Source organism: Streptomyces sp. NPDC047706 (genome assembly GCF_043204795.1).
In the GTDB taxonomy this organism is placed as follows: Bacteria; Actinomycetota; Actinomycetes; order Streptomycetales; family Streptomycetaceae; genus Streptomyces.
In genome coordinates this window covers 24,221-42,324 of the sequence record NZ_JBIDCW010000033.1, presented here as the reverse complement: position 1 = coordinate 42,324, position 18,104 = coordinate 24,221, and the positions used below count along the sequence as shown (strand labels likewise).

The following is an 18,104-nucleotide window of genomic DNA, read 5'->3' as shown; positions in this document are numbered from 1 at the left end:
TCATCAGACAAAATGGGACGGATACCGCTCACATGCACCCTCCCCGAACAGGGGAGCCCAGTAAGCCAGTAACATGCGGCGCCATGAGTTCCCCCACTGGGCCCGCGTCCGGCCTGCCAGTACGAATGCCGCGCCCCCGCCAGCCCGGGCGGCACCGCCGACCCGAGCCGCTGGCGGCTCCCGAGGGCGCGCCCGCGCTCGTCCTCGCGGTGCCCGGCACTCCCAGCGCCGTCACGCGCGGCCTCGCCGAGGAGGTCGTGAGCATCGCCCGCTCCGAACTCCCCGGCCTGGATGCCCGGATCGGCTATGTCGACGGGGACGGCTCGGAGTTCCCCACGCTGCAGACCGTGCTCGCGCACGCCGCCGACGAGCGCACCGCCCGCTTCGAGCAGGCGCGGGCCGCCGGGATGGACGTCAAGGAGCCCGACGGGCCTGTCGCCGTCGTGGTGCCGCTGCTCGCCGGCCCGGACAGCGCGCTGTTGCGCCAGGTCCGCCAGGCCGTGATGGACAGCCGGGTCGCCGCCGAGCTGACCGACGTGCTCGGCCCGCACCCGCTGCTCGCCGAGGCCCTGCACGTGCGGCTGTCGGAGGCGGGCCTGGCCCGTGCCGACCGCGCCCGGCTGTTCACGGTGGCGACGGCCGCCGACGGCATCATCCTTGCCTCCGTGGGCGGCGAGGAGGCCGTGCAGGCTGCCGGGATCACCGGCATGCTGCTCGCAGCGCGGCTCGCCGTGCCGGTGATGGCGGCGGCCCTCGACCAGGAGGGCTCGATCTCGTCCGTCGCCGAGCAGCTGCGTTCCTCGGGCTCGCAGCAGCTGGCGCTCGCTCCGTACCTGATCGGCCCGGAGATCGACCCGGTCCTGGTCGAGGAGGCGGCGAGGGAGGCGGGCTGCGCCGCCGCCGAGGCGCTCGGCCCGTACCCCGCGATCGGCAAGCTGGCGCTGGCCAAGTACACGACGGCGCTGGGCATCGCCCCGCAGCAGCCGCAGGGGACGCCGGTGCGCTGAGCCCGGCGTAAGACAGCCGTTCGATCGAGGGCCCGTTCCGCCTGCCGGACGGGCCCTCGGCCTGTGCCGCGAGCGTCAGCGCCCGTACCGCGCGCCTCGGCCGAACACCACGCAGGACGCCGCGGGCACGGCGACCGAGCCGGCCCGCCGGGGCAGCCCCGTGTCGGAGTCGGCGGTGAACCATGTGACGTCGCCGGAGCGCTCGTTCGCCACGTACAGGAATCCGCCCGACACGGTGATCGCCCGAGGCCAGTGGCCTCCGCACGGCACGGTGCCCGTCAGCCGCAGTTCGTCGCCCGCCACGGCGAACGCCGACAGCACGTCCTCGCCACGCGTCGCGGTCCACACGAACCGGCCGTCGGGCGAGGCGACGATGCCCGAGGGGTAGGCGTCCCCGGCCGGGCCGGCGGGCAGGATCGGGGTCTCGGTGAGTGGCTTCAGCGAGCCGTCCAGGGCGTTCCACCGGCAGACGGTGACGGTCGGGGTGAGTTCGTTCACGACGTAGGCATGGCTGCCGCCGGGATGGAAGGCCAGGTGGCGGGGGCCGGTGCCGGGCCGCAGGGCGATCTCCCGGTGCAGGGCGAGGGCGCCTTCCTCCAGGCGGCATACGCGTACCGAGTCCGTGCCCAGGTCGACGCTGAGGACCCAGCGTCCGCTCGGGTCGGCCTGCACCTGGTGGGCGTGCGGACCCTGCTGACGCAGGGTGTGCGGACCGGAGCCGGTGTGCCGCAGCACGCCGGAAGGGGCCGTGGCCAGGGTGCCGTCGGGGCGCAGCGGCACGGCGGTGACGCTGCCGGAGCCGTAGTCGGCCGTCAGGACATGGCCCGCGAAGACGCTGAGGTGGGTCGGGCCGTCTCCGACGGGGACGGGGCGGCCGGCCGGTTCGGGCTCCGGCCCGTTGACGCGGTATGCCGCGACCGCGCCGCCGGTCGTCTCGCTGACCGCGTAGAGGGTGCGGCCGTCGGCGGAGAGGGCCAGGTAGGAGGGGTTGGGCACGCCGTTCAGACTGCCCAGTACGGTCAGGGCACCGCTCGCCGCGTCCACGGCCGCCGTCACCACTCCGCGGCCGCCGGCCGCCGTGAACGACCCGATGAACGCCCGCCCGCCGTCTCCCACCGCTGTCCCCTCTCGGTTGCCGGATTCGCGGGCGACGCTAGCAGCCGATCGGGTGCGGTCCGGACCAAGTGGGTCGAGCAGTGCGAGCGGGAACGTCCAGGCCGGTCAGGCCCGGCCCGCCCGAGGGGCACGCGGCGAGAGCCGTCAGGCCCCGACCAGCGGCGACCCGGGCGGAGTGCGCAGGGGCGTGGCGAGTTCCGCCAGGGCGCGCTCCAGGTGGTGCAGGTGGGCGAGGGCCGGTTCGTGCGCGGGCGGCTCGGGGGCAAGGGAGGCGGTCCGCTCCGCCGTACCGTCGGTGAGTGCCTCGACCGCGGCCTCCACACGCCAGCAGGCGGCGGTCAGGCGTACGTCGTGGGAGGCCTCCGGGTCGGCGGCGACGGCGACGAGGCCGCGGACCTCGCGGGCGCAGTCGTCGAGCAGGGCGATCACCTGCCGGGCGCGCCGCTTGCGGCCCAGCATGGGGTTCAGCGGGTGGACGAGCGGGGCGAGCGCGTGCCGTACCCGGCCGAGGAGCTGCTCCAGCTCGGCGACGCGCGGCGACGGGTCCGCGGCGGCGTCGCCGGCGAGCCGGGCCGCCGCCGCGGCGGTGCAGGCGTGGACGCAGCGCAGGGCGCGCCGGATCCACGCGTTGTTGACCGTGTGCGTGGTGACCGGCAGCACGAACAGCACCGCCAGCACGGCACCCAGCGCCCCCACGCCGGTCTCGGCCAGCCGCAGCGCGAGCAGTGCGGGTTCGAGCAGGCCCAGCAGGCCGTAGAGCAGCTCGGCGAGCAGGGTCACGCAGAGCATCATCCAGGTGTAGGACACGGCGGCCGTGTAGAAGATGCCGAAGACGCACGCCGCGACGAGCACGGCCGACGGGGCGAAGGCTCCGTCCAGCGGTACGGCGACCAGCAGGCCGAGGCCGATGCCGAGCACCGTGCCGAGGACGCGGCGGAAGCCCCGTACCAGCGTCTCCCCGCGCGAGGTGGTGTTGACGAAGATCCACCAGGTGGCGCCGACGGCCCAGTACCAGCGCTCCTCGGACACCTGCTGGCCGACGACCAGCGCGAGCCCCGCGCCGGCGGTCGCCTGGATCGCCTGCCGGGTGGTGATGCGGGAGAGACCGGAACCCTCCGCCGGGGCAACCGTCGGGACGGGGGGCGTACGGCGCTCGAAGCACCAGAGACCGAAGCGGACCGCGGCGGCGCTGAGCACGGACAGCAGGACCGCGGCCGACAGCTCGGGCAGCTGGCCGGGCGTCGCCTGCAGGAACTGCGCGATGAAGAAGGTCATGAACGCGAACACGCCGAGACTGTGTCCGCGCGGCCCCCAGCGGCGGGCGTAGACGCCGAGGCCGACCACGGCGAGGAAGGTGACGTCACGGGCGACGGGCAGGTCGTGCAGTCCGGCCGCGGCGGCCAGGACGGGCAGCCCGGCGACCGGCAGCAGCGCGGTGGTGACCGCCTGCCCCCGCACGGTGGCGTCCGTCACCGTGAACAGGGCGAGCAGCGCGGCCAGTCCCCCGGTGACGGCGCCGACGAGGGAGTGACCGGCGAGCCCGCAGACGACGACCGCGAGACCGATGCCGAGCACGGCGCGCGCGGCGAAGCGCAGCCGCGCCCGGCCCGGGTCCGGCGCCACGAACATCCTCTTCAGCACTGCTTCCCGCCCCTCGCTGTGAACCGGCACTGGAACCGATGCGGAACCGGCAGCGGACCGGCAGGGACCGGCATGGAACCGCATGAAAAAGGCGCCGCGGTGTCCGCAGCGCCATCGACGCCACCATGACAGCATCCCTTCCACCATCGGCTCAAGTCGCCCTCGATTCACTGGGCCATTGGTACAGCAGAGAACAAGGCCATCTGGCGGCCGTCGGGCCAACGGCCCACGTCGGGCGGTCGGGCCGCCTCCTGCGGCACTGGGCCATTGGTACAGTCGATGATGATCAGCGGGAGGAGGACCAGTCCCATGGCCGTGGACGAGCTCGACACCCGCATCCTGCGACTGCTGCTGGAGCAGCCGCGTACCAGCGTGCGTGAGTACGCCCGCATCCTCGGAGTCGCCCGCGGCACCCTCCAGGCCCGCCTCGACCGGCTGGAGAGGGACGGCGTGATCACGGGCACGGGACCGGCGCTCTCCGCCGCCGCCCTCGGCCACCCGGTGCTGGCCTTCGTGCACGTCGAGGTCACGCAGGGCCACCTGGACGAGGTGGGGGACGAACTGGCCGCCGTACCGGAGATCGTCGAGGCGTTCTCGATCACGGGCGGCGGTGATCTGCTGACCCGGGTGGTCGCGCGCGACAACGAGCACCTCGAAGACGTGATCCAGAAGCTGATCAGCATGCCCGGCGTGGTCCGCACCCGCACCGAGGTGGCGCTGCGTGAACGTGTCCCGCACCGGCTGCTGCCGCTGGTCGAGTCGATCGGGCGGACGGCACGCAAGCAGCCCTTGACATCATGACCCCATGAGCCACCCAGCCGCCCTGTCGGTCATCTTCGATCTCGACGGAACACTCGTGGACAGCGAGCCGAACTACTACGAGGCGGGCAGAATGACCCTCGCCGAGCAGGGCGTGCCGGAGTACACCTGGGCCGACCACGAGCGCTACGTCGGCATCAGCACGCTGGACACGATCGTCGACTGGCGCAGACGCTACGGCCTGCGCGCCCCGGTGGCCGCGTTGCTCGCCGCCAAGAACCGGCGGTACCTGGAACTCGCCCGCGCCTCCACGCGCGCGTATCCGGAGATGCGGAAGTTCGTGGAGCTGCTGGCCGGTGAGGGCGTCCCGATGGCTGTGGCGTCGGGTTCCGCGCCCGAGGCCATCGCGGCGGTCCTGGCCGGTACGGGCCTGGACGCGCAGCTGCGCACCCTGGTCTCGGCCGACGAGGTCGCCCACGGCAAGCCCGCTCCCGACGTCTTCCTGGAGGCCGCCCGGCGCCTCGGCGCCGCCCCCTGCGACTGTGTGGTAGTCGAGGACGCAGCCCCGGGCGTGGCCGCCGCCCACGCGGCCGGCATGCGCTGCATCGCGCTGCCCTACGTCGCCGGCCAGGCGGACGGCCCGGAGTTCGCGACCGCCGACCTGCTGGTGCGGGGCGGTCAGGCGGAGTTCACGGCGCAGGCGGCGTACGACTGGCTGTCGCGCACCGCCCGCACCGTCTGACTGCGCGGGCCGGGGCGCCACTCGCAGGGCGCAGGCCCGCGCCGCCACGGATCACCCGTCCCGCGTTTCTCCGGCGTCCGGGACGACACACCTAGGAACGGCGGCGGGGTCCGCCGCGGCGGGCGCCCTTGGATGTTCCGGACCGCTGGGTCTGCTTCGCGGCCGGTTTGCGGCGCGCGGCGGACTCGGCGCGGCGCTTCTCGTCCTGCTGGGGGGCCGGCTGGGTGCGGCCCCGGGTGCTGTTCACCGTCCGGCCGCGCACGATGCCGATGAAGTCCTCGACCAGGTCGGTGTGCGCGTCCTCGGGCCAGGACAGGGCCACGCCCGACTGGGGCGCGCCGGCCAGCGGCCGGTAGGTGACGTCCCGGCGGTGGTGCAGCCGGGCCAGTGACTGGGGGACGGCCAGGACGCCGATGCCGGCGGCGACGAGTTCGACGGCGTCACCCGTGGTGGCGGGGCGCTCGAAGGCGGGCTCACCGGGCGGCCGCTCCCAGCCGAGGACGTCGTCGAGGGGGTGGAGGACGACCTCGTCGGCGAGGTCCTCCAGCGTCACCTCGTCCGCCGCCGTGATCACGTGGTCCTTGGGCACCACGACGACCGTCGTCTCGGTGTAGAGGGGGATCGCACTGAAGACCGTGCGGTCGACGGGCAGGCGTACGATCCCCGCGTCCGCGCCGCCGTCGCGCAACACATCGGATGCCTCGGCGGCCGTGACGGGGAGAAGAGTGAGGGAGACGTCGGGCAGGCGTTCGTTCCATATCCGCACCCACTTGCCGGGTGTCGCCCCAGGGACGTACGCGAGCCGGAACGTAGTGGGTGCTTCCGAGCCTGTCACCCCGCCAGGTTACCGGCTGTGGTCGGATGTCTCGTATCCGGCGGATAGTCTGGAGTGCATGAAGTCGCACCAGACCACCCAGACGATGAAGCCCGCGACCGCGGCGAAGAAGCTGGGTGTGTACCTCCCTGCCACCCCCGCCGAGTTCCAGGAGGGCGTCGTCTCGCGCGCCGAACTGACCGAGCTCCAGGCGAACCCGCCCGAGTGGCTGCGGGAACTGCGACGCAGCGGCCCGCACCCGCGGCCGGTGGTCGCGGCGAAACTGGGCGTCTCGATCGCGGGTCTCGCACGCGGCGGGATGACCGAGCCGCTCACCACCGAGCAGATCGAGACGCTGAAGCAGCAACGCCCGGAGTGGCTGGAGAAGGAGCAGGCCACGCAGGCAGAGGTGCGCAAGGAAGCGGCCCGGCTGAAGGAGGGGAAGGCCGGGCGTTCCTGAGAACGTCCCCGCGCACCGTGCTGGGGGCGGGCGTGGTGGGCTCGACGACGAAGTGGGCCTGCCACAGCAGGGGCCGCCGGCCGCCCGCTCGCCCACGCAGAGCGGCCCGAGCACGTCACTACGCCGCCACCGCGCCCTCCCTCCGGTGGATCGGCGTCCCCGAGCCGGTGAGCGGCAGGCCGGTGCCGCCCTGCCGGGCCGCGATGATCTCCGCGGCGATGGACACCGCGGTCTCCTCGGGCGTACGGGCTCCCAGGTCCAGGCCGATCGGTGAGCGCAGCCTGGCCAACTCCCGCTCCGTCAGGCCTGCTTCCCGCAGCCGCCGCTCGCGGTCCTCGTGAGTGCGGCGGGACCCCATCGCGCCGATGTACGCGACGGGCAGCCGCAGAGCCTCGGTGAGCAGGGGTACGTCGAACTTGGCGTCGTGCGTGAGGACGCAGAGGACCGTGCGCGCGTCGGTACGGGTCTGCCGGAGGTACCGGTGCGGCCAGTCGACGACGATGTCGTCGGCCTCGGGGAAGCGGGCGCGGGTGGCGAAGACGGGGCGGGCGTCACAGACCGTGACGTGGTACCCGAGGAGTTTGGCGGTGCGCACGAGAGCCGCGGCGAAGTCGACCGCGCCGAAGACGATCATGCGGGGTGGCGGGACCTCGGACTCCACGAAGAAGGTCAGCCCGGCCAGTTCGAGCGAGCCCGTGCGGCCCGCGGTCAGCATGGTGTGGGCCTCGTCCGCGATGCGGGTGCGGTGCGGCAGGTCGTGCGGCGCCCCCTGTCCCCCGCCGGGCGCCGCCAGTTCGTACGTGCCGTCCTCGTGGACCAGCAACGGGCTGCCGAGCAGCTCCTCCGGGCCCCGTGTCACCCGCGCCAGAGCGACTGTCTCACCCCGGGACGCGGCCCTCAGCGCATCCCTGACGAGTTCCGCGTCCTGGGTGACCGGCGTGATCAGGAGCTCGATCTCGCCGCCGCATGTCAGCCCCACGGCGAAGGCGTCCTCGTCGCTGTAGCCGAAGCGTTCGACAACTGTCCCGCCGCTGCGGAGGGACTCGACGCACAGGTCGTACACCGCACCCTCGACGCAGCCGCCGGAGACCGAACCGACGACCGTGCCCTCGGCGTCGACCGCGAGCGCGGCACCGGGGGCGCGGGGGGCGCTGCCGGAGACGGAGATGACCGTGGCCACGGCGAAGTCGCGGCCCTCCGCGGCCCAGCGGTCGAGCACCTCGGCGATGTCAAGCACCGTCGGCCGCCAGCAGGACTCGGTCGGGCCGGATCGGCAGGTCGCGGTGGCGTACGCCGGTCGCGTGCCAGACGGCGTTGGCGACCGCCGCCGCGGCGCCCACGATGCCGATCTCGCCGATGCCCTTGACGCCGACGGGGTCGTCGGGGTCGGGGTCGTCCACCCAGTCCGCCTCGACGTGGGGGACGTCGGCGTGCGCGGCCACGTGGTACCCGGCGAGGTCGGCGCCGACGTTGCCACCGGAGGCCCGGTCCCGGACGGCTTCCTCGTGCAGGGCCATGGAGATGCCCCAGATCATGCCGCCGACGAGCTGGTTGCGCGCGGTCAGCGGGTTGACGATCCGGCCCGCGGCGAAGATGCCGAGCATGCGCCGCACGCGCACCTCGCCGGTGGTGACGTCCACGGCGACCTCGGCGAACTGCGCTCCGAAGGAGTGCCGTTCCCGCTGCGGGAGGGCGCCGAGGGCCGCGGTCGTGTCCGACCGGACGGTGATGCCCTGCGGTGGGATCTCCGCGCCCGGGGCAAGCCGTTCGCGCAGCTCGGCGGCTGCCGCCGTGATCGACCAGGCCCACGAGCGGGTGCCCATCGAACCGCCGGCGATCATCGCCGGACCGAAGTCGCTGTCCCCGATCCGTACCCGGACCCGCTCCGGCGGCACCTCCAGCGCGTCGGCGGCGACCAGGGTGAGTGCGGTACGGGCTCCGGTGCCGATGTCCGCGGCGGCGGTGCGCACCGTGAACGTACCGTCCGCCTCCGCGGTGATCGCCGCCGTCGAGGGGGCGGCTCCGGCGAAGAAGGAGGACGCCGCCGTGCCGGTGCCGACCAGCCAGCGTCCCTCCCGGCGGACACCGGGGCGCGGGTCGCGGCCCGCCCAGCCGAAGCGGCGAGCACCCTCCTCGAAGCAGGCCGGCAGGTTGCGGCTGCTGAACGGCAGCCCGGAGACGGGTCCGGCCGTCGGCTCGTTGCGGGCGCGCAGGGCGATCGGGTCGATGCCGCACTTCTCGGCGAGTTCGTCGAGCGCGGACTCCAGCGCGAACGCCCCGGGTGCCTCGCCCGGCGCGCGCATCCACGTCGGGGTCGGCACATCGAGCCGTACGACCTCGTTGGCGGTGTGGTGGGCGTCGGCGCCGTACATCACCCGGGCCACAGCGGCGCTGGGCTCGACGTAGTCGAACACGGTCGACGTGTGGTTGAGGGAGCGGTGCTGAAGGGCCCGCAGCCGTCCGTCGGCGTCCGCGCCGAGCCGCACCCGCTGTGTGGTGGGACTGCGGTGGCCGGCCAGCGTGAACATCTGGCGGCGGGTCAGCACGACCCGCACCGGGCGCCGGAGCGCGGTGGCGGCCATCACGGCGGCGACCTGGTGGGCGCGGACGCCCTTGCTGCCGAATCCGCCCCCGACGTGCTCGCTGCGGACCCTTACCGCGCCCGGGTCGAGGGAGAAGATCTTCGCGATGCTGTCCTGGACCCAGGTGGCGCCCTGGTTGGAGTCGACGAGGTCGAGACGCCCGCCGTCCCAGCGGGCGGTCGCCGCGTGCGGCTCCATCGGGCTGTGGTGCTCCTCCGGGGTGGTGTACTCGGCGTCCACGACGACTGCGGACGCGGCGAGTGCGGCCTCCAGCTCGCCCTTGGCGGTCACCGCCGGCATGTGGCCGTCCAGCGGGCGGGCGTCGGGGTGGCCGGCGTGGAAGGCGACGTCGTGCGGTTCCTGGTCGTAGTGCACGACCAGAGCCTCGGCGGCCTCCCGGGCCTGCTCCGAGGTCTCGGCGACGACCAGCGCCACCGGCCAGCCGACGTGCGGCACCCGGTCGCTCTGGAAGAGGGCGGCCGACGGGTCCGGCGGGACGCCCAGCAGGCCGACGTGGTCGGTGTCGAGGCGGGGAGCGTTGCCGTGGTGCAGGACGGTGATGACGCCGGGCATCGCGAGGACGCGGTCGGTCTCCAGGGCGCGGATGCGGCCACGGGCGATCGTGGACAACGCGAGCCAGCCGTGGGCGAGTTCGGCGAAGGGGATCTCCGCGGCGTAGCGGGCGGCGCCGGTGACCTTGTCCCGGCCCTCGACGCGGGTGTGGGCGGTGCCGACGGAGGACGCCGGGCGGGTGACGGTGGTCATCGGGCGTCGGCCTCCCCGGCGAGTTCGGTCAGCACGGCGACGACGAGGTTGCGCATGAGGGTCACCTTGTATCGGTTGTGCGGCAGCGGCTCGGCGGCGGCCAGTTCGGCGTCCGCCGCGGCGGCGAAGGTCTCGGCGTCCGCCGGGGCCCCGGTCAGCAGGCGCTCGGCCGTCCGCGCCCGCCACGGCCGGGACGCGACCCCGCCGAACGCCAGCCGCACCTCTCGTACGGCTCCCTCGTGGACGTCGAGCGCGGCGGCGAGGGAGCCGATCGCGAAGGCGTAGGAGGCACGCTCACGCACCTTGCGGTAGCGGGAGCGGGCGGCGACCGGGGTGGGCGGGAGGGTGACGCCGGTGATCAGCGCGCCCGCCGGCAGGGCGGTCTCCAGGTTCGGGGTGTCACCCACGGGCAGGTAGAACTGGGTGAGCGGCAACTCCCCCGGTCCGTCCGCCGTTTCGTACGAGACGACGGCGTCGAGGGCGGCGAGCGCGACCGCCGTGTCGGAGGGGTGGGTGGCGACGCATGCCTCGGAGGCACCCAGGATGGCGTGGTTGTGGTGCTCGCCCTCGATGGCGGGGCAGCCGGTGCCGGGGGCGCGCTTGTTGCAGGGCTGGGTCACGTCGGCGAAGTAGCCGCAGCGGGTGCGCTGGAGCAGGTTGCCTCCGACGGTGGCCATGTTGCGCAACTGGCCCGAGGCGCCGGCCAGCACCGCCTGCGTCAGCATCGGGTAGCGACGGCGGACCTCGGGGTGGGCGGCGAGATCGCTGTTGGTGGCGGTGGCGCCGATGCGCAGCCCGCCGCCCTCGGCCGGCTCGATCCGGTCGAGTGGCAGTTCACGGACGTCGACGAGCAGCGCGGGTCGCTCCACGCCGGTCTTCATCAGGTCGACGAGGTTGGTGCCGCCGCCCAGGAAGCGGGCGTCCGGGTCGTCGCCGAGCAGCGCGACGGCGCCTGGGACGTCGTGGGCCCGCTGGTAGCCGAACTCCCTCATGCCGCGGCCTCCTCGGTCTCGTGGCGTCGGTCTGCCGCCCGGCCGACGGCCTGCACGATCGACACATAGGCGGCGCAGCGGCACAGGTTGCCACTCATCCGCTCACGGATCTCCTCCGGTGTCAGGGGTGGCGGTCCCGCTTCGGGGCGTACGTCGTCGGTGACGCCGCTCGGCCAGCCGGCCGCGTGCTCCTCGATGACGGCGATGGCCGAGCAGATCTGTCCGGGTGTGCAGTAGCCGCACTGGAAGCCGTCGAGGTCGAGGAACGCCTGCTGGACCGGGTGCAGCCGGTCACCGTCGGCCACGCCCTCGATGGTCGTGATCTCCCGTCCGTCGGCCGCGACCGCGAGCTGAAGACAGGACACCGCCCGGCGCCCGTCCACCAGGACCGTGCAGGCACCGCATTGCCCCTGGTCACAGCCCTTCTTGGTGCCGGTCAGATCGAGGCGCTCACGCAGTGCGTCGAGCAGGGTGGTGCGGTGATCGACGGACAGCGGGTACTTCTCGCCGTTGATGTTCAAGGTGATGGCGCTGGACGTCGAGGGGGCCATGATCAGCCTTCTTTCACGTATCCGAGGCACATGGACGAGGAAGAACAGAAGAGGAGGAAGAACAGAGGAGACAGAAGAGGAGGACGGACGAGGAAGACCGAAGGAGCCGGGGACTCCGGACTGAGCCGGACTCCGGACTGAGCCGGGAACGGGAAGGTCGGAGGCGGTGGGTGGGGGCGCTGACATATGGCGCTGTACATGGCGAGAACAACTCTCTCGCCGCTATGGTGGAACCAACCGGACAACTGTCCACTATCGCCAAACGTACCGGACAGCTGTCCGCTTAGCAACACCGGGTTCCGGTCACGGCCCGTGGGGAGGACGAGTGCAGGAGAAGAAGGCAGGGCCCCAGCGCTCGGACGCCCAGCGCAACCGGGAGCGCATCCTGGAGGTCGCCGTTGCCGAGCTGACCCGGTGCGCGGACGCCCCGCTGAGCGCGATCGCCAAGAAGGCGGGCGTCGGGCAGGGCACGTTCTACCGGAACTTCCCCAACCGCGAGGCACTGGTCCTCGAGGTCTACCGGCACGAGATGCAGCAGGTCGCCGACAGCGCCACCCAGCTGCTGGAATGCCGGGAGCCGGACGAGGCGCTGCGGGCATGGATGGACCACCTCGCCCGGTTCGCCATGACCAAGGCGGGCCTCGCGGAGGCGATCCGGCAGGTCACCAGCGCGTCGGGGACGCAGAGGCCCGGCCCCACGCCGGTACTGGCCGCCGCCGAACTCCTGCTGCGCGCCGGCGAGGAGGCCGGCACCATCCGCCCCGGCGTGACCGCCGACGACTTCACCCTCGCCATCTCAGGCCTCTGGCAGCTCGACCCCGACACCGACTGGCAGGCTCGCGCCACCCGGCTGCTGGACCTCGTGATGGACGGGCTCCGGGCAGGGGCTCCGGGGCGGTGAGGAGAGGCGGCGTTCGGCGCACCGCGTTCCGCGAAGTCAACAGCCGTTCTGCGCAAGCGAAATCAACTGCCGTTCACCAATGCCTCTTTGTGCTTCCGTGCGCCCCCGGGAAAGGGGCATGCGAGGAGCCGACCTCGGGTTGAACTGGGCAGAACAATGACTCAAGAGCCGGGAGGCCGGTGAGCAGTCACCGACTTTCCGTGTGTCTGCTGAGGCAGGGGGTATTCGATGAGTGGTGCCGTGACCGATCCGACGCGAGAATCGACCGTGGGTACTGCACCAGGCATATTCCCCTACGTCAGTCATGCTATCGCCTTGTTCCGGCGCCCGCTCGACTTTCTGAATTCCCTGCCGGCGGAAGGGGATCTGGTCGAGTTACGGCTGGGCCCGCGGCGCGCGTGGATACTCTGCGATCCGCAACTGGTCCATCAGATGCTCATGGACCCGCACACCTTCGACAAGGGCGGCACCCAGTACGACCGGCTCGGCGCGCTGATGGGCAACGGCATCGTCACCTGCCCCCAGTCCGAGCACCGCCGCCAACGCACCCTTCTGCAGCCCGGCTTCCACCCGTCCCGCATCGCCGCGTACACCGAGCTGATGGCCGCGGAGGCCGAGGCCCTGTGCCGTGAGTGGCGTCCGGGCGGAAAGGTCGACGTGACCGGGGCGATGATGGCACTCACGACGCGCGTGACCAGCCGGGTGCTGTTCTCGGGCTCGCTGGACGCCGAACGGGCGGCGGCGGTGCGGGAATGTCTCGCCGAGGTGGTGCGGGGCCTGTTCGTCCGCACGGTCGTGCCGGTGGACGCCGTCTTCCGGATACCCACGCCGGCGAACCGGCGCTACCGGGGAGCGGTTGGCCGGCTGCACGCGCTGATCGACGCGATCATCGCCGAACGGCGGTCGGCTCCGCCGCGCGAGGACCTCCTGGGCACCCTGCTCGCGGCGCGGGACGGCACGAGCGCCGGGGACGGGCCAGGACACGGCGAGAGCCCGCGGGGGGTCACCGACCAGGAGATCCACGACCAGCTCCTCACCCTCCTGCTCACCGGGGTGGAGACCACGGCGATGTGCCTGGCCTCGGCGTTCAGCCTGCTTGCGGTGAGCCCGGAGGCGGAGGACGCACTGCACCGCGAGGTCGACGCGGTGCTTCCCGGCGGACGCGCACCGGGCCACGACGAGCTGGCGCGCCTCGAGTACACCCGGTGCGTGATCACCGAGACGCTGCGGGTACGACCGCCCGGCTGGCTGTTCACGCGGATCACCACCCGGGAGACGGAGCTCGGCGGGCACCGGTTGCCGCGCGGGGCGATGGTTCTGTACAGCCCCTATCTCCTGCACCACGACGCCTCGTCCTTTCCCGAGCCGGAACGGTTCCTTCCCGAACGCTGGCTCCCGGAGCGGCAGTCGGCCGTACCGAAGGGCGCGATGCTGCCTTTCGCCGCGGGGAACCGCAAATGCATCGGCGACCGCTTCGCGATGGCGGAGGCGATGGTGGGGGTCGCGACGGTTGCCGCTCACTGGCGTTTGCGACCGGCGTCGGCGCACGAAAGCCGGCCCCGTCCTGCGGCGACATTGGGGCCGCGGGCCCTGGTGATGATCTGCGAGCCGCGTCATTGCAGCCACCCCCAATCGAATGGCAGGTGACACCGGTGTCGACAACTTATGAGGGAATTCCCGTCGTATGCGGCAGTGAAATACCGACAGGCAGCCTCAAGGAACTGATTGAGGCAACCCTCTACATGCCCTTCTCCTTTGCGATCAACCCACACGACCGCGAGGCGGCGGCCGGCGTCGACTCCTGGTTGCGCACCTGGGGGCTGACCGACGATCCCGTCATGGCGGAGATGATCGTCCGCACGCGGCCGGCCGAACTCGCGGCCTTGAACAGTCCGGCGATGGCTTCCGACGTGCTCCAGCTCGTGGCCGATCAGATCGCCTACCAGTTCATCTTCGACGACCGTGCGGAGGAGGTCGGCCGCCGACAACCGAGCCGGCTGCTTCCCATGTTGAGCGAGAGCATCGGCATCCTGCGCGACGACGCCCCTGCCACCACCTCACTCGGAGCCGCCCTGGCGGACCTCTACCGGAGGGTGCAGGAACGGTGCACACCGGCTCAGGCTGCCCGATGGGCATGGAACTGCCGCGAGTACGTGCACGGCCTGCTGTACGAATCCGTGGCCCAGACACAAGCGCTTCCCGTACGTATCGGGCTGTGCAGTTCGATACGGGCGTTGATCGCGGGTGTCGAGCCCTTCTATCCGCTGTGCGAAGCCGACGCGCCCCACGAGCTGCACCCGGAAGAGCTCTATCACCCCACCATGCGTCGACTGGGACGGCTCGCGGCCGACGCGGCGGTGTGGATACCCGACCTGTACTCCGCCGTGAAGGAACAACGCGAGGGCGGAGTCATCAATCTGGCCCTGGCTCACAAGCGGGCACACAGCTGCTCACTGCCCGAGGCCGTCATCCTGGCCATCCGGCAGATCAATGGCACCATCAGGGAATTCGAGAGGCTCTATGCGGAGATCGAGCCAGAACTCAGCCCGGCCGGCGTCGCGTACGTGCAGGGCATGGTGGGGTGGATACGCGGTTGCTACTACTGGTCACGCACCGTCCCTCGCTACGAGGAAGCGGCCACGACGACCGCAGGAATCTGAGAGCCCATCCGACCCAAACTACCCCGGCAAGGACCTGCCGAACCCACTGGAGGGGAGGATTCACCCATCCCTGTCGTCCTCGTCCCCAGGTTTGGCCATGGCACATCGATGTGCGCGTACGCTCGGCGCTGTCCTCCGAGGGCCAACGAGAGAGGATCGGGTACGGCACATGGTGAATGGGCTGCGCCAACCGAAAAGCAACCACCAGCCGTTGCTGGAGCGTCACCGAGAACTCGGCGCTCTCGACGCAGCGTTGGCCAAGCTGACCGACGCTGTCGACGGCGTGCCACGGACACCGCAGGGCGGGTTGCTGGCGTTCACCGGTTCCGGCGGTCTCGGCAAGACGACGCTCATGGCACAGGCCCGAGCCCGAGCGGTCGCTCACGGATTCACGGTGCTGTCCGGCATGGGCGGCGAGACGGAGCAGGAGCTCGCGTTCCGAGTGGTGCGCCAGCTCATGCAACCCACGCTCGCGTCGATGGACGAGGCCACTCAGCGGGAGCTGCTGGGGAGTTGGTACGACATCGTCGCGACCGCACTCGGGCTTGAGGCGGCTGGCACCGTATCCGTTCCGGATCCGACCGGCGTGCGCGACGGCCTCGACTGGGTGATGACGCGCCTGACCGTGAAGAAGGGGCCCATCGTCCTGCTGCTGGACGACCTGCAATGGGCCGACGCCGAGTCCCTGGGCTGGCTCGCCTCCTTCGCACCACGCGCTGCGGATCTTCCGCTCCTGATCATCGCCGCGTACCGTCCCGACGAACTGCCCCTGGAGGCCGCGGCGTTCCGCGCCCTCTTCGAGGGACACGGCAACCGTCCTTACGCCCTCGCGCCACTCACCGCGATCGCCGTGGCACGGATCATCCGGGATGAACTGGGCGACGGAGCCGAGGACATGTTCTGCGACGAATGCTGGACGGTCACCGGCGGAAGCCCCTTCGAAACGGTCGAGCTTGCCATCCGGCTCGGTGAGGACGGGCTGAAGGGCACCAAGGACGAGTTGCCCGCGATGCGCAACCTGGCCTCCGCTGTGAAGGGACCCGGTCTGCTCGACCAGCTGACGCGGCTCGGCACGACCACCGTCCGTTTCGCGTGGGCAGCCGCCGTTCTCGGCACGTCCATCTCACCGGAGCTCGCGGCCTCCATCGCGGTCATCGGCAGCGAACAGGCCACCGCGGCGACCGAGCAGTTGCGCGCCCGCCGGATCCTGGCACCGCGAACGGGACCGGACGCCGGCTTGGAGTTCGTCCACCCGCTGATCGCCACGACGATCTACCGTGCCATTCCCCCGCACCTGCGCGTCGGCCTGCACAACGCCGCCGCGGTGGCGGTCCGCGCCGCGGGCCTCGGCCCCACCGCGGCTGCCCGGCACCTGCTGGAGGTTCCCGCCGAAGGCAACGCGCAGGCGGTTTCCTGCTTGCGCGACGCCGCCCGCGAGTACCTGCGCGCCGGCGCCCCGGAAGCCGCACGGCGGGTCCTGACCCGCGCACTCCAGGAGCCGCCACACCCGGATGAGCGCGCCGAACTCCTCAACGAACTGGCTTCCTCGACCTTCCTGATGGATCCCGCGTCGACCGTCAATCACCTCCGCGAGGCGCTGGCGGAGCCTGGGGTGGCACCCGAGCTGCACGCCTCCATCGTCTACCGGCTGACCCAGGCGCTGGCCCACACGGACCAGATGGCGGAGGCAGCGGCCGTCGCCGAGCAAGAAGCCCGGCAGACCCCCAGCGCACGGGTCAGGCTGCGCATGCAGGCGGATCACTTCGTCTGGAGTATGTTCCGCGCCGACGAGCCCGACTCACCCACCCGTTCCCGCAGGCTTACCAAGCTGGCCCGGCAGCTTCCGGGCCGTGGTCTGGAGGAGCGCTATATCCTGGGTCTGCGCGCCTGGGACGCGCTGGTGCGCGGCGAGCCCCGCCAGAACGTTCTCGCGGCCGCCGAGGAAGCCCTCCGCGGCGGGATGAGCTGGACCGACGAGAACCGGGGCTTCGAGGTGCCCGTCTCGGTCGCCCTCACATTCATGTACTGCGATCAGCCGCACCGGGCCGAGGAACTGTTCGCCAAGGGCATCGCCGAGTGTGTCGCCAAGGGCTGGCGCGGGTCCCACCTGGCCCTCGGCAACACCCTGTCCGGCTACATCCGCTATCGGCGCGGCTGCCTCGCCGAGGCGGAGGACCTCGTCCGCGACGGTCTGCGTATCGCCGAGAAGGTCGAGGGTGCCGTGCCGGCGCAGTGGTTCGCCATCGGCATTCTCATCCAGATCCTGCTGGCCCGCGGCCGTATCACCGACGCCCGCGCGCTCGCCGACGAGTACCGCTACGGCGACGTGGTGCCGAACGCCGTCATCTACCCCGACCCGCGGACGGTCTACTCAGAGTTGCTCCTCGCCGAGGGACGGCACGTCGAGGCCGAACGCGTGCTGACCACCCTCGGCGAGCGACTGGAGGCTCGTGCTTGGCGCAATCCCGCGTGGTGCCCATGGCAGCTGAACCTGGCGAACGCCGTCGCACCGAAGGCCCCCGAACGGGCGGTCCGGCTCGCGCGTGACGCCGTCAAGCGATCCCGTGATTTCGGCGCTGCCTCCGCGATCGGCCAGGCCCTCCACACCGAGGCCGAGGTGACCGGCGGGACGGCCGCACTGGATTTGTACGCCGAGTCAGTGAGCGAACTCCAGCGCTCGCCCGCCGCATACGAACTGGCCCGTGCGCTGGTCGGGCACGGCGCCGCGCTGTCCCGCAACGACCGCGTGCAGGAAGCCGCTGACCGGCTCTATCAGGGGCTGGAATGCGCGGTGCACTGCGGTGCGGAGGCCGTGGCGACGCGGGCCCGGGACGAGCTCTCGGCGGCAGGTCTGCGGCCATTGCCCCTCCGCTACTCCCAGACAGACACCCTCACCGCCCAAGAACGCCGAGCAGCCGAGATGACTGCGCTGGGTAAGCCGGTGGCCGTCGTGGCGAAGGAGTTGCGACTCACCGAGCAGGGAGTGCGGCAGCTGCTCTCCTTGGTCTTTCGCAAGGTCGGTACGGATGCCGCAGGGCTGGCAAGGGCCTTGGAAACCTTTCCCCGGCATCGGTCGTGACGCCAACAGGGACGTACGACACCGGCAGCAGCAAG

Annotated in this window: 15 protein-coding genes; 8 read left to right on the top strand and 7 right to left on the bottom strand. The window is 72.0% G+C overall.

What is annotated here, in order from left to right; genetic code table 11:
- The first annotated feature begins 83 nt into the window (after window positions 1–83).
- Window positions 84–1,007 (top strand): sirohydrochlorin chelatase, encoded by a 924-nt coding sequence (locus tag ACGF8A_RS30525; protein WP_393113467.1) that lies wholly within the window; start codon window positions 84–86, stop codon window positions 1,005–1,007.
- 75 nt (window positions 1,008–1,082) lie between these two features.
- Here the strand turns inward: ACGF8A_RS30525 and ACGF8A_RS30520 are convergent, their stop codons facing one another.
- Entirely contained in the window at window positions 1,083–2,123 is a 1,041-nt protein-coding gene (locus ACGF8A_RS30520) for a lactonase family protein (RefSeq protein ID WP_393113466.1), read from the bottom strand.
- Window positions 2,124–2,267: 144 nt separating this feature from the next.
- Entirely contained in the window at window positions 2,268–3,764 is a 1,497-nt protein-coding gene (locus ACGF8A_RS30515; RefSeq protein ID WP_393113465.1) for an FUSC family protein, read from the bottom strand.
- Between the two features lie 309 nt (window positions 3,765–4,073).
- Between ACGF8A_RS30515 and ACGF8A_RS30510 the strand changes: the two genes are divergently transcribed.
- Both ACGF8A_RS30510 and ACGF8A_RS30505 read left to right on the top strand, forming a co-directional pair.
- Window positions 4,074–4,565, top strand: a complete 492-nt coding sequence (locus ACGF8A_RS30510) for an Lrp/AsnC family transcriptional regulator (RefSeq protein ID WP_393113464.1) — start codon at window positions 4,074–4,076, stop codon at window positions 4,563–4,565.
- 4 nt (window positions 4,566–4,569) lie between these two features.
- Window positions 4,570–5,265: an HAD family hydrolase gene (locus ACGF8A_RS30505; RefSeq protein ID WP_393113463.1), complete on the top strand. Its 696-nt coding sequence runs from the start codon at window positions 4,570–4,572 to the stop codon at window positions 5,263–5,265.
- A 91-nt stretch (window positions 5,266–5,356) separates the two neighbouring features.
- Here ACGF8A_RS30505 and ACGF8A_RS30500 read toward each other — a convergent pair whose 3' ends face one another.
- Window positions 5,357–6,100 (bottom strand): LysR family substrate-binding domain-containing protein, encoded by a 744-nt coding sequence (locus ACGF8A_RS30500; RefSeq protein WP_393113462.1) that lies wholly within the window; start codon window positions 6,098–6,100, stop codon window positions 5,357–5,359.
- 58 nt (window positions 6,101–6,158) lie between these two features.
- Here ACGF8A_RS30500 and ACGF8A_RS30495 point away from each other — a divergent pair, with 58 nt between their 5' ends.
- Window positions 6,159–6,539 carry a DUF5997 family protein gene (locus ACGF8A_RS30495; RefSeq protein ID WP_393113461.1) on the top strand — a complete coding sequence of 127 codons (381 nt, stop codon included), beginning with the start codon at window positions 6,159–6,161 and terminating at the stop codon, window positions 6,537–6,539.
- Window positions 6,540–6,657: 118 nt separating this feature from the next.
- Here ACGF8A_RS30495 and ACGF8A_RS30490 read toward each other — a convergent pair whose 3' ends face one another.
- From ACGF8A_RS30490 to ACGF8A_RS30475, 4 genes are read right to left on the bottom strand one after another with little or no spacing between them, the layout of a single operon-like run.
- Window positions 6,658–7,776, bottom strand: coding sequence for an XdhC family protein (locus ACGF8A_RS30490; RefSeq protein ID WP_393113460.1), 1,119 nt, complete (start codon window positions 7,774–7,776; stop codon window positions 6,658–6,660).
- A complete protein-coding gene (locus ACGF8A_RS30485; protein WP_393113459.1) occupies window positions 7,769–9,886 on the bottom strand; it encodes a xanthine dehydrogenase family protein molybdopterin-binding subunit in 2,118 nt (705 codons plus the stop codon). Before ACGF8A_RS30485 ends, ACGF8A_RS30490 begins: the two co-directional genes overlap by 8 nt.
- Window positions 9,883–10,878, bottom strand: a complete 996-nt coding sequence (locus tag ACGF8A_RS30480; RefSeq protein WP_393113458.1) for an FAD binding domain-containing protein — start codon at window positions 10,876–10,878, stop codon at window positions 9,883–9,885. The genes ACGF8A_RS30485 and ACGF8A_RS30480 overlap by 4 nt, the downstream gene beginning before the upstream one ends.
- Complete coding sequence (locus ACGF8A_RS30475; RefSeq protein ID WP_393113457.1) at window positions 10,875–11,429, bottom strand: (2Fe-2S)-binding protein; 555 nt, start codon at window positions 11,427–11,429, stop codon at window positions 10,875–10,877. The genes ACGF8A_RS30480 and ACGF8A_RS30475 overlap by 4 nt, the downstream gene beginning before the upstream one ends.
- Before the next feature lie 325 nt (window positions 11,430–11,754).
- On the opposite strand from ACGF8A_RS30475, the gene ACGF8A_RS30470 reads away from it, so the two are divergent.
- From ACGF8A_RS30470 to ACGF8A_RS30455, 4 genes are all read left to right on the top strand, one after another.
- Complete coding sequence (locus ACGF8A_RS30470; protein ID WP_393113456.1) at window positions 11,755–12,330, top strand: TetR/AcrR family transcriptional regulator; 576 nt, start codon at window positions 11,755–11,757, stop codon at window positions 12,328–12,330.
- Window positions 12,331–12,558: 228 nt separating this feature from the next.
- The gene (locus ACGF8A_RS30465; RefSeq protein ID WP_393113454.1) at window positions 12,559–13,977 is read left to right on the top strand and encodes a cytochrome P450; all 1,419 of its coding nucleotides are present in this window, start codon (window positions 12,559–12,561) and stop codon (window positions 13,975–13,977) included.
- Window positions 13,978–13,982: 5 nt separating this feature from the next.
- The gene (locus ACGF8A_RS30460) at window positions 13,983–14,990 is read left to right on the top strand and encodes a (-)-alpha-amorphene synthase (protein WP_393113453.1); all 1,008 of its coding nucleotides are present in this window, start codon (window positions 13,983–13,985) and stop codon (window positions 14,988–14,990) included.
- A 169-nt stretch (window positions 14,991–15,159) separates the two neighbouring features.
- Window positions 15,160–18,069, top strand: coding sequence for an ATP-binding protein (locus tag ACGF8A_RS30455; protein WP_393113452.1), 2,910 nt, complete (start codon window positions 15,160–15,162; stop codon window positions 18,067–18,069).
- The last annotated feature ends 35 nt before the right edge of the window (window positions 18,070–18,104 follow it).

Coding starts and splice junctions, on each gene's coding strand:
- ACGF8A_RS30455 (WP_393113452.1), top strand. CDS start 15,160: ATGGTGAATGGGCTGCGCCAACCGAAAAGCAACCACCAGCCGTTGCTG.
- ACGF8A_RS30485 (WP_393113459.1), bottom strand. CDS start 9,886: ATGACCACCGTCACCCGCCCGGCGTCCTCCGTCGGCACCGCCCACACC.
- ACGF8A_RS30480 (WP_393113458.1), bottom strand. CDS start 10,878: ATGAGGGAGTTCGGCTACCAGCGGGCCCACGACGTCCCAGGCGCCGTC.
- ACGF8A_RS30495 (WP_393113461.1), top strand. CDS start 6,159: ATGAAGTCGCACCAGACCACCCAGACGATGAAGCCCGCGACCGCGGCG.
- ACGF8A_RS30465 (WP_393113454.1), top strand. CDS start 12,559: ATGAGTGGTGCCGTGACCGATCCGACGCGAGAATCGACCGTGGGTACT.
- ACGF8A_RS30510 (WP_393113464.1), top strand. CDS start 4,074: ATGGCCGTGGACGAGCTCGACACCCGCATCCTGCGACTGCTGCTGGAG.
- ACGF8A_RS30525 (WP_393113467.1), top strand. CDS start 84: ATGAGTTCCCCCACTGGGCCCGCGTCCGGCCTGCCAGTACGAATGCCG.
- ACGF8A_RS30475 (WP_393113457.1), bottom strand. CDS start 11,429: ATGGCCCCCTCGACGTCCAGCGCCATCACCTTGAACATCAACGGCGAG.
- ACGF8A_RS30505 (WP_393113463.1), top strand. CDS start 4,570: ATGAGCCACCCAGCCGCCCTGTCGGTCATCTTCGATCTCGACGGAACA.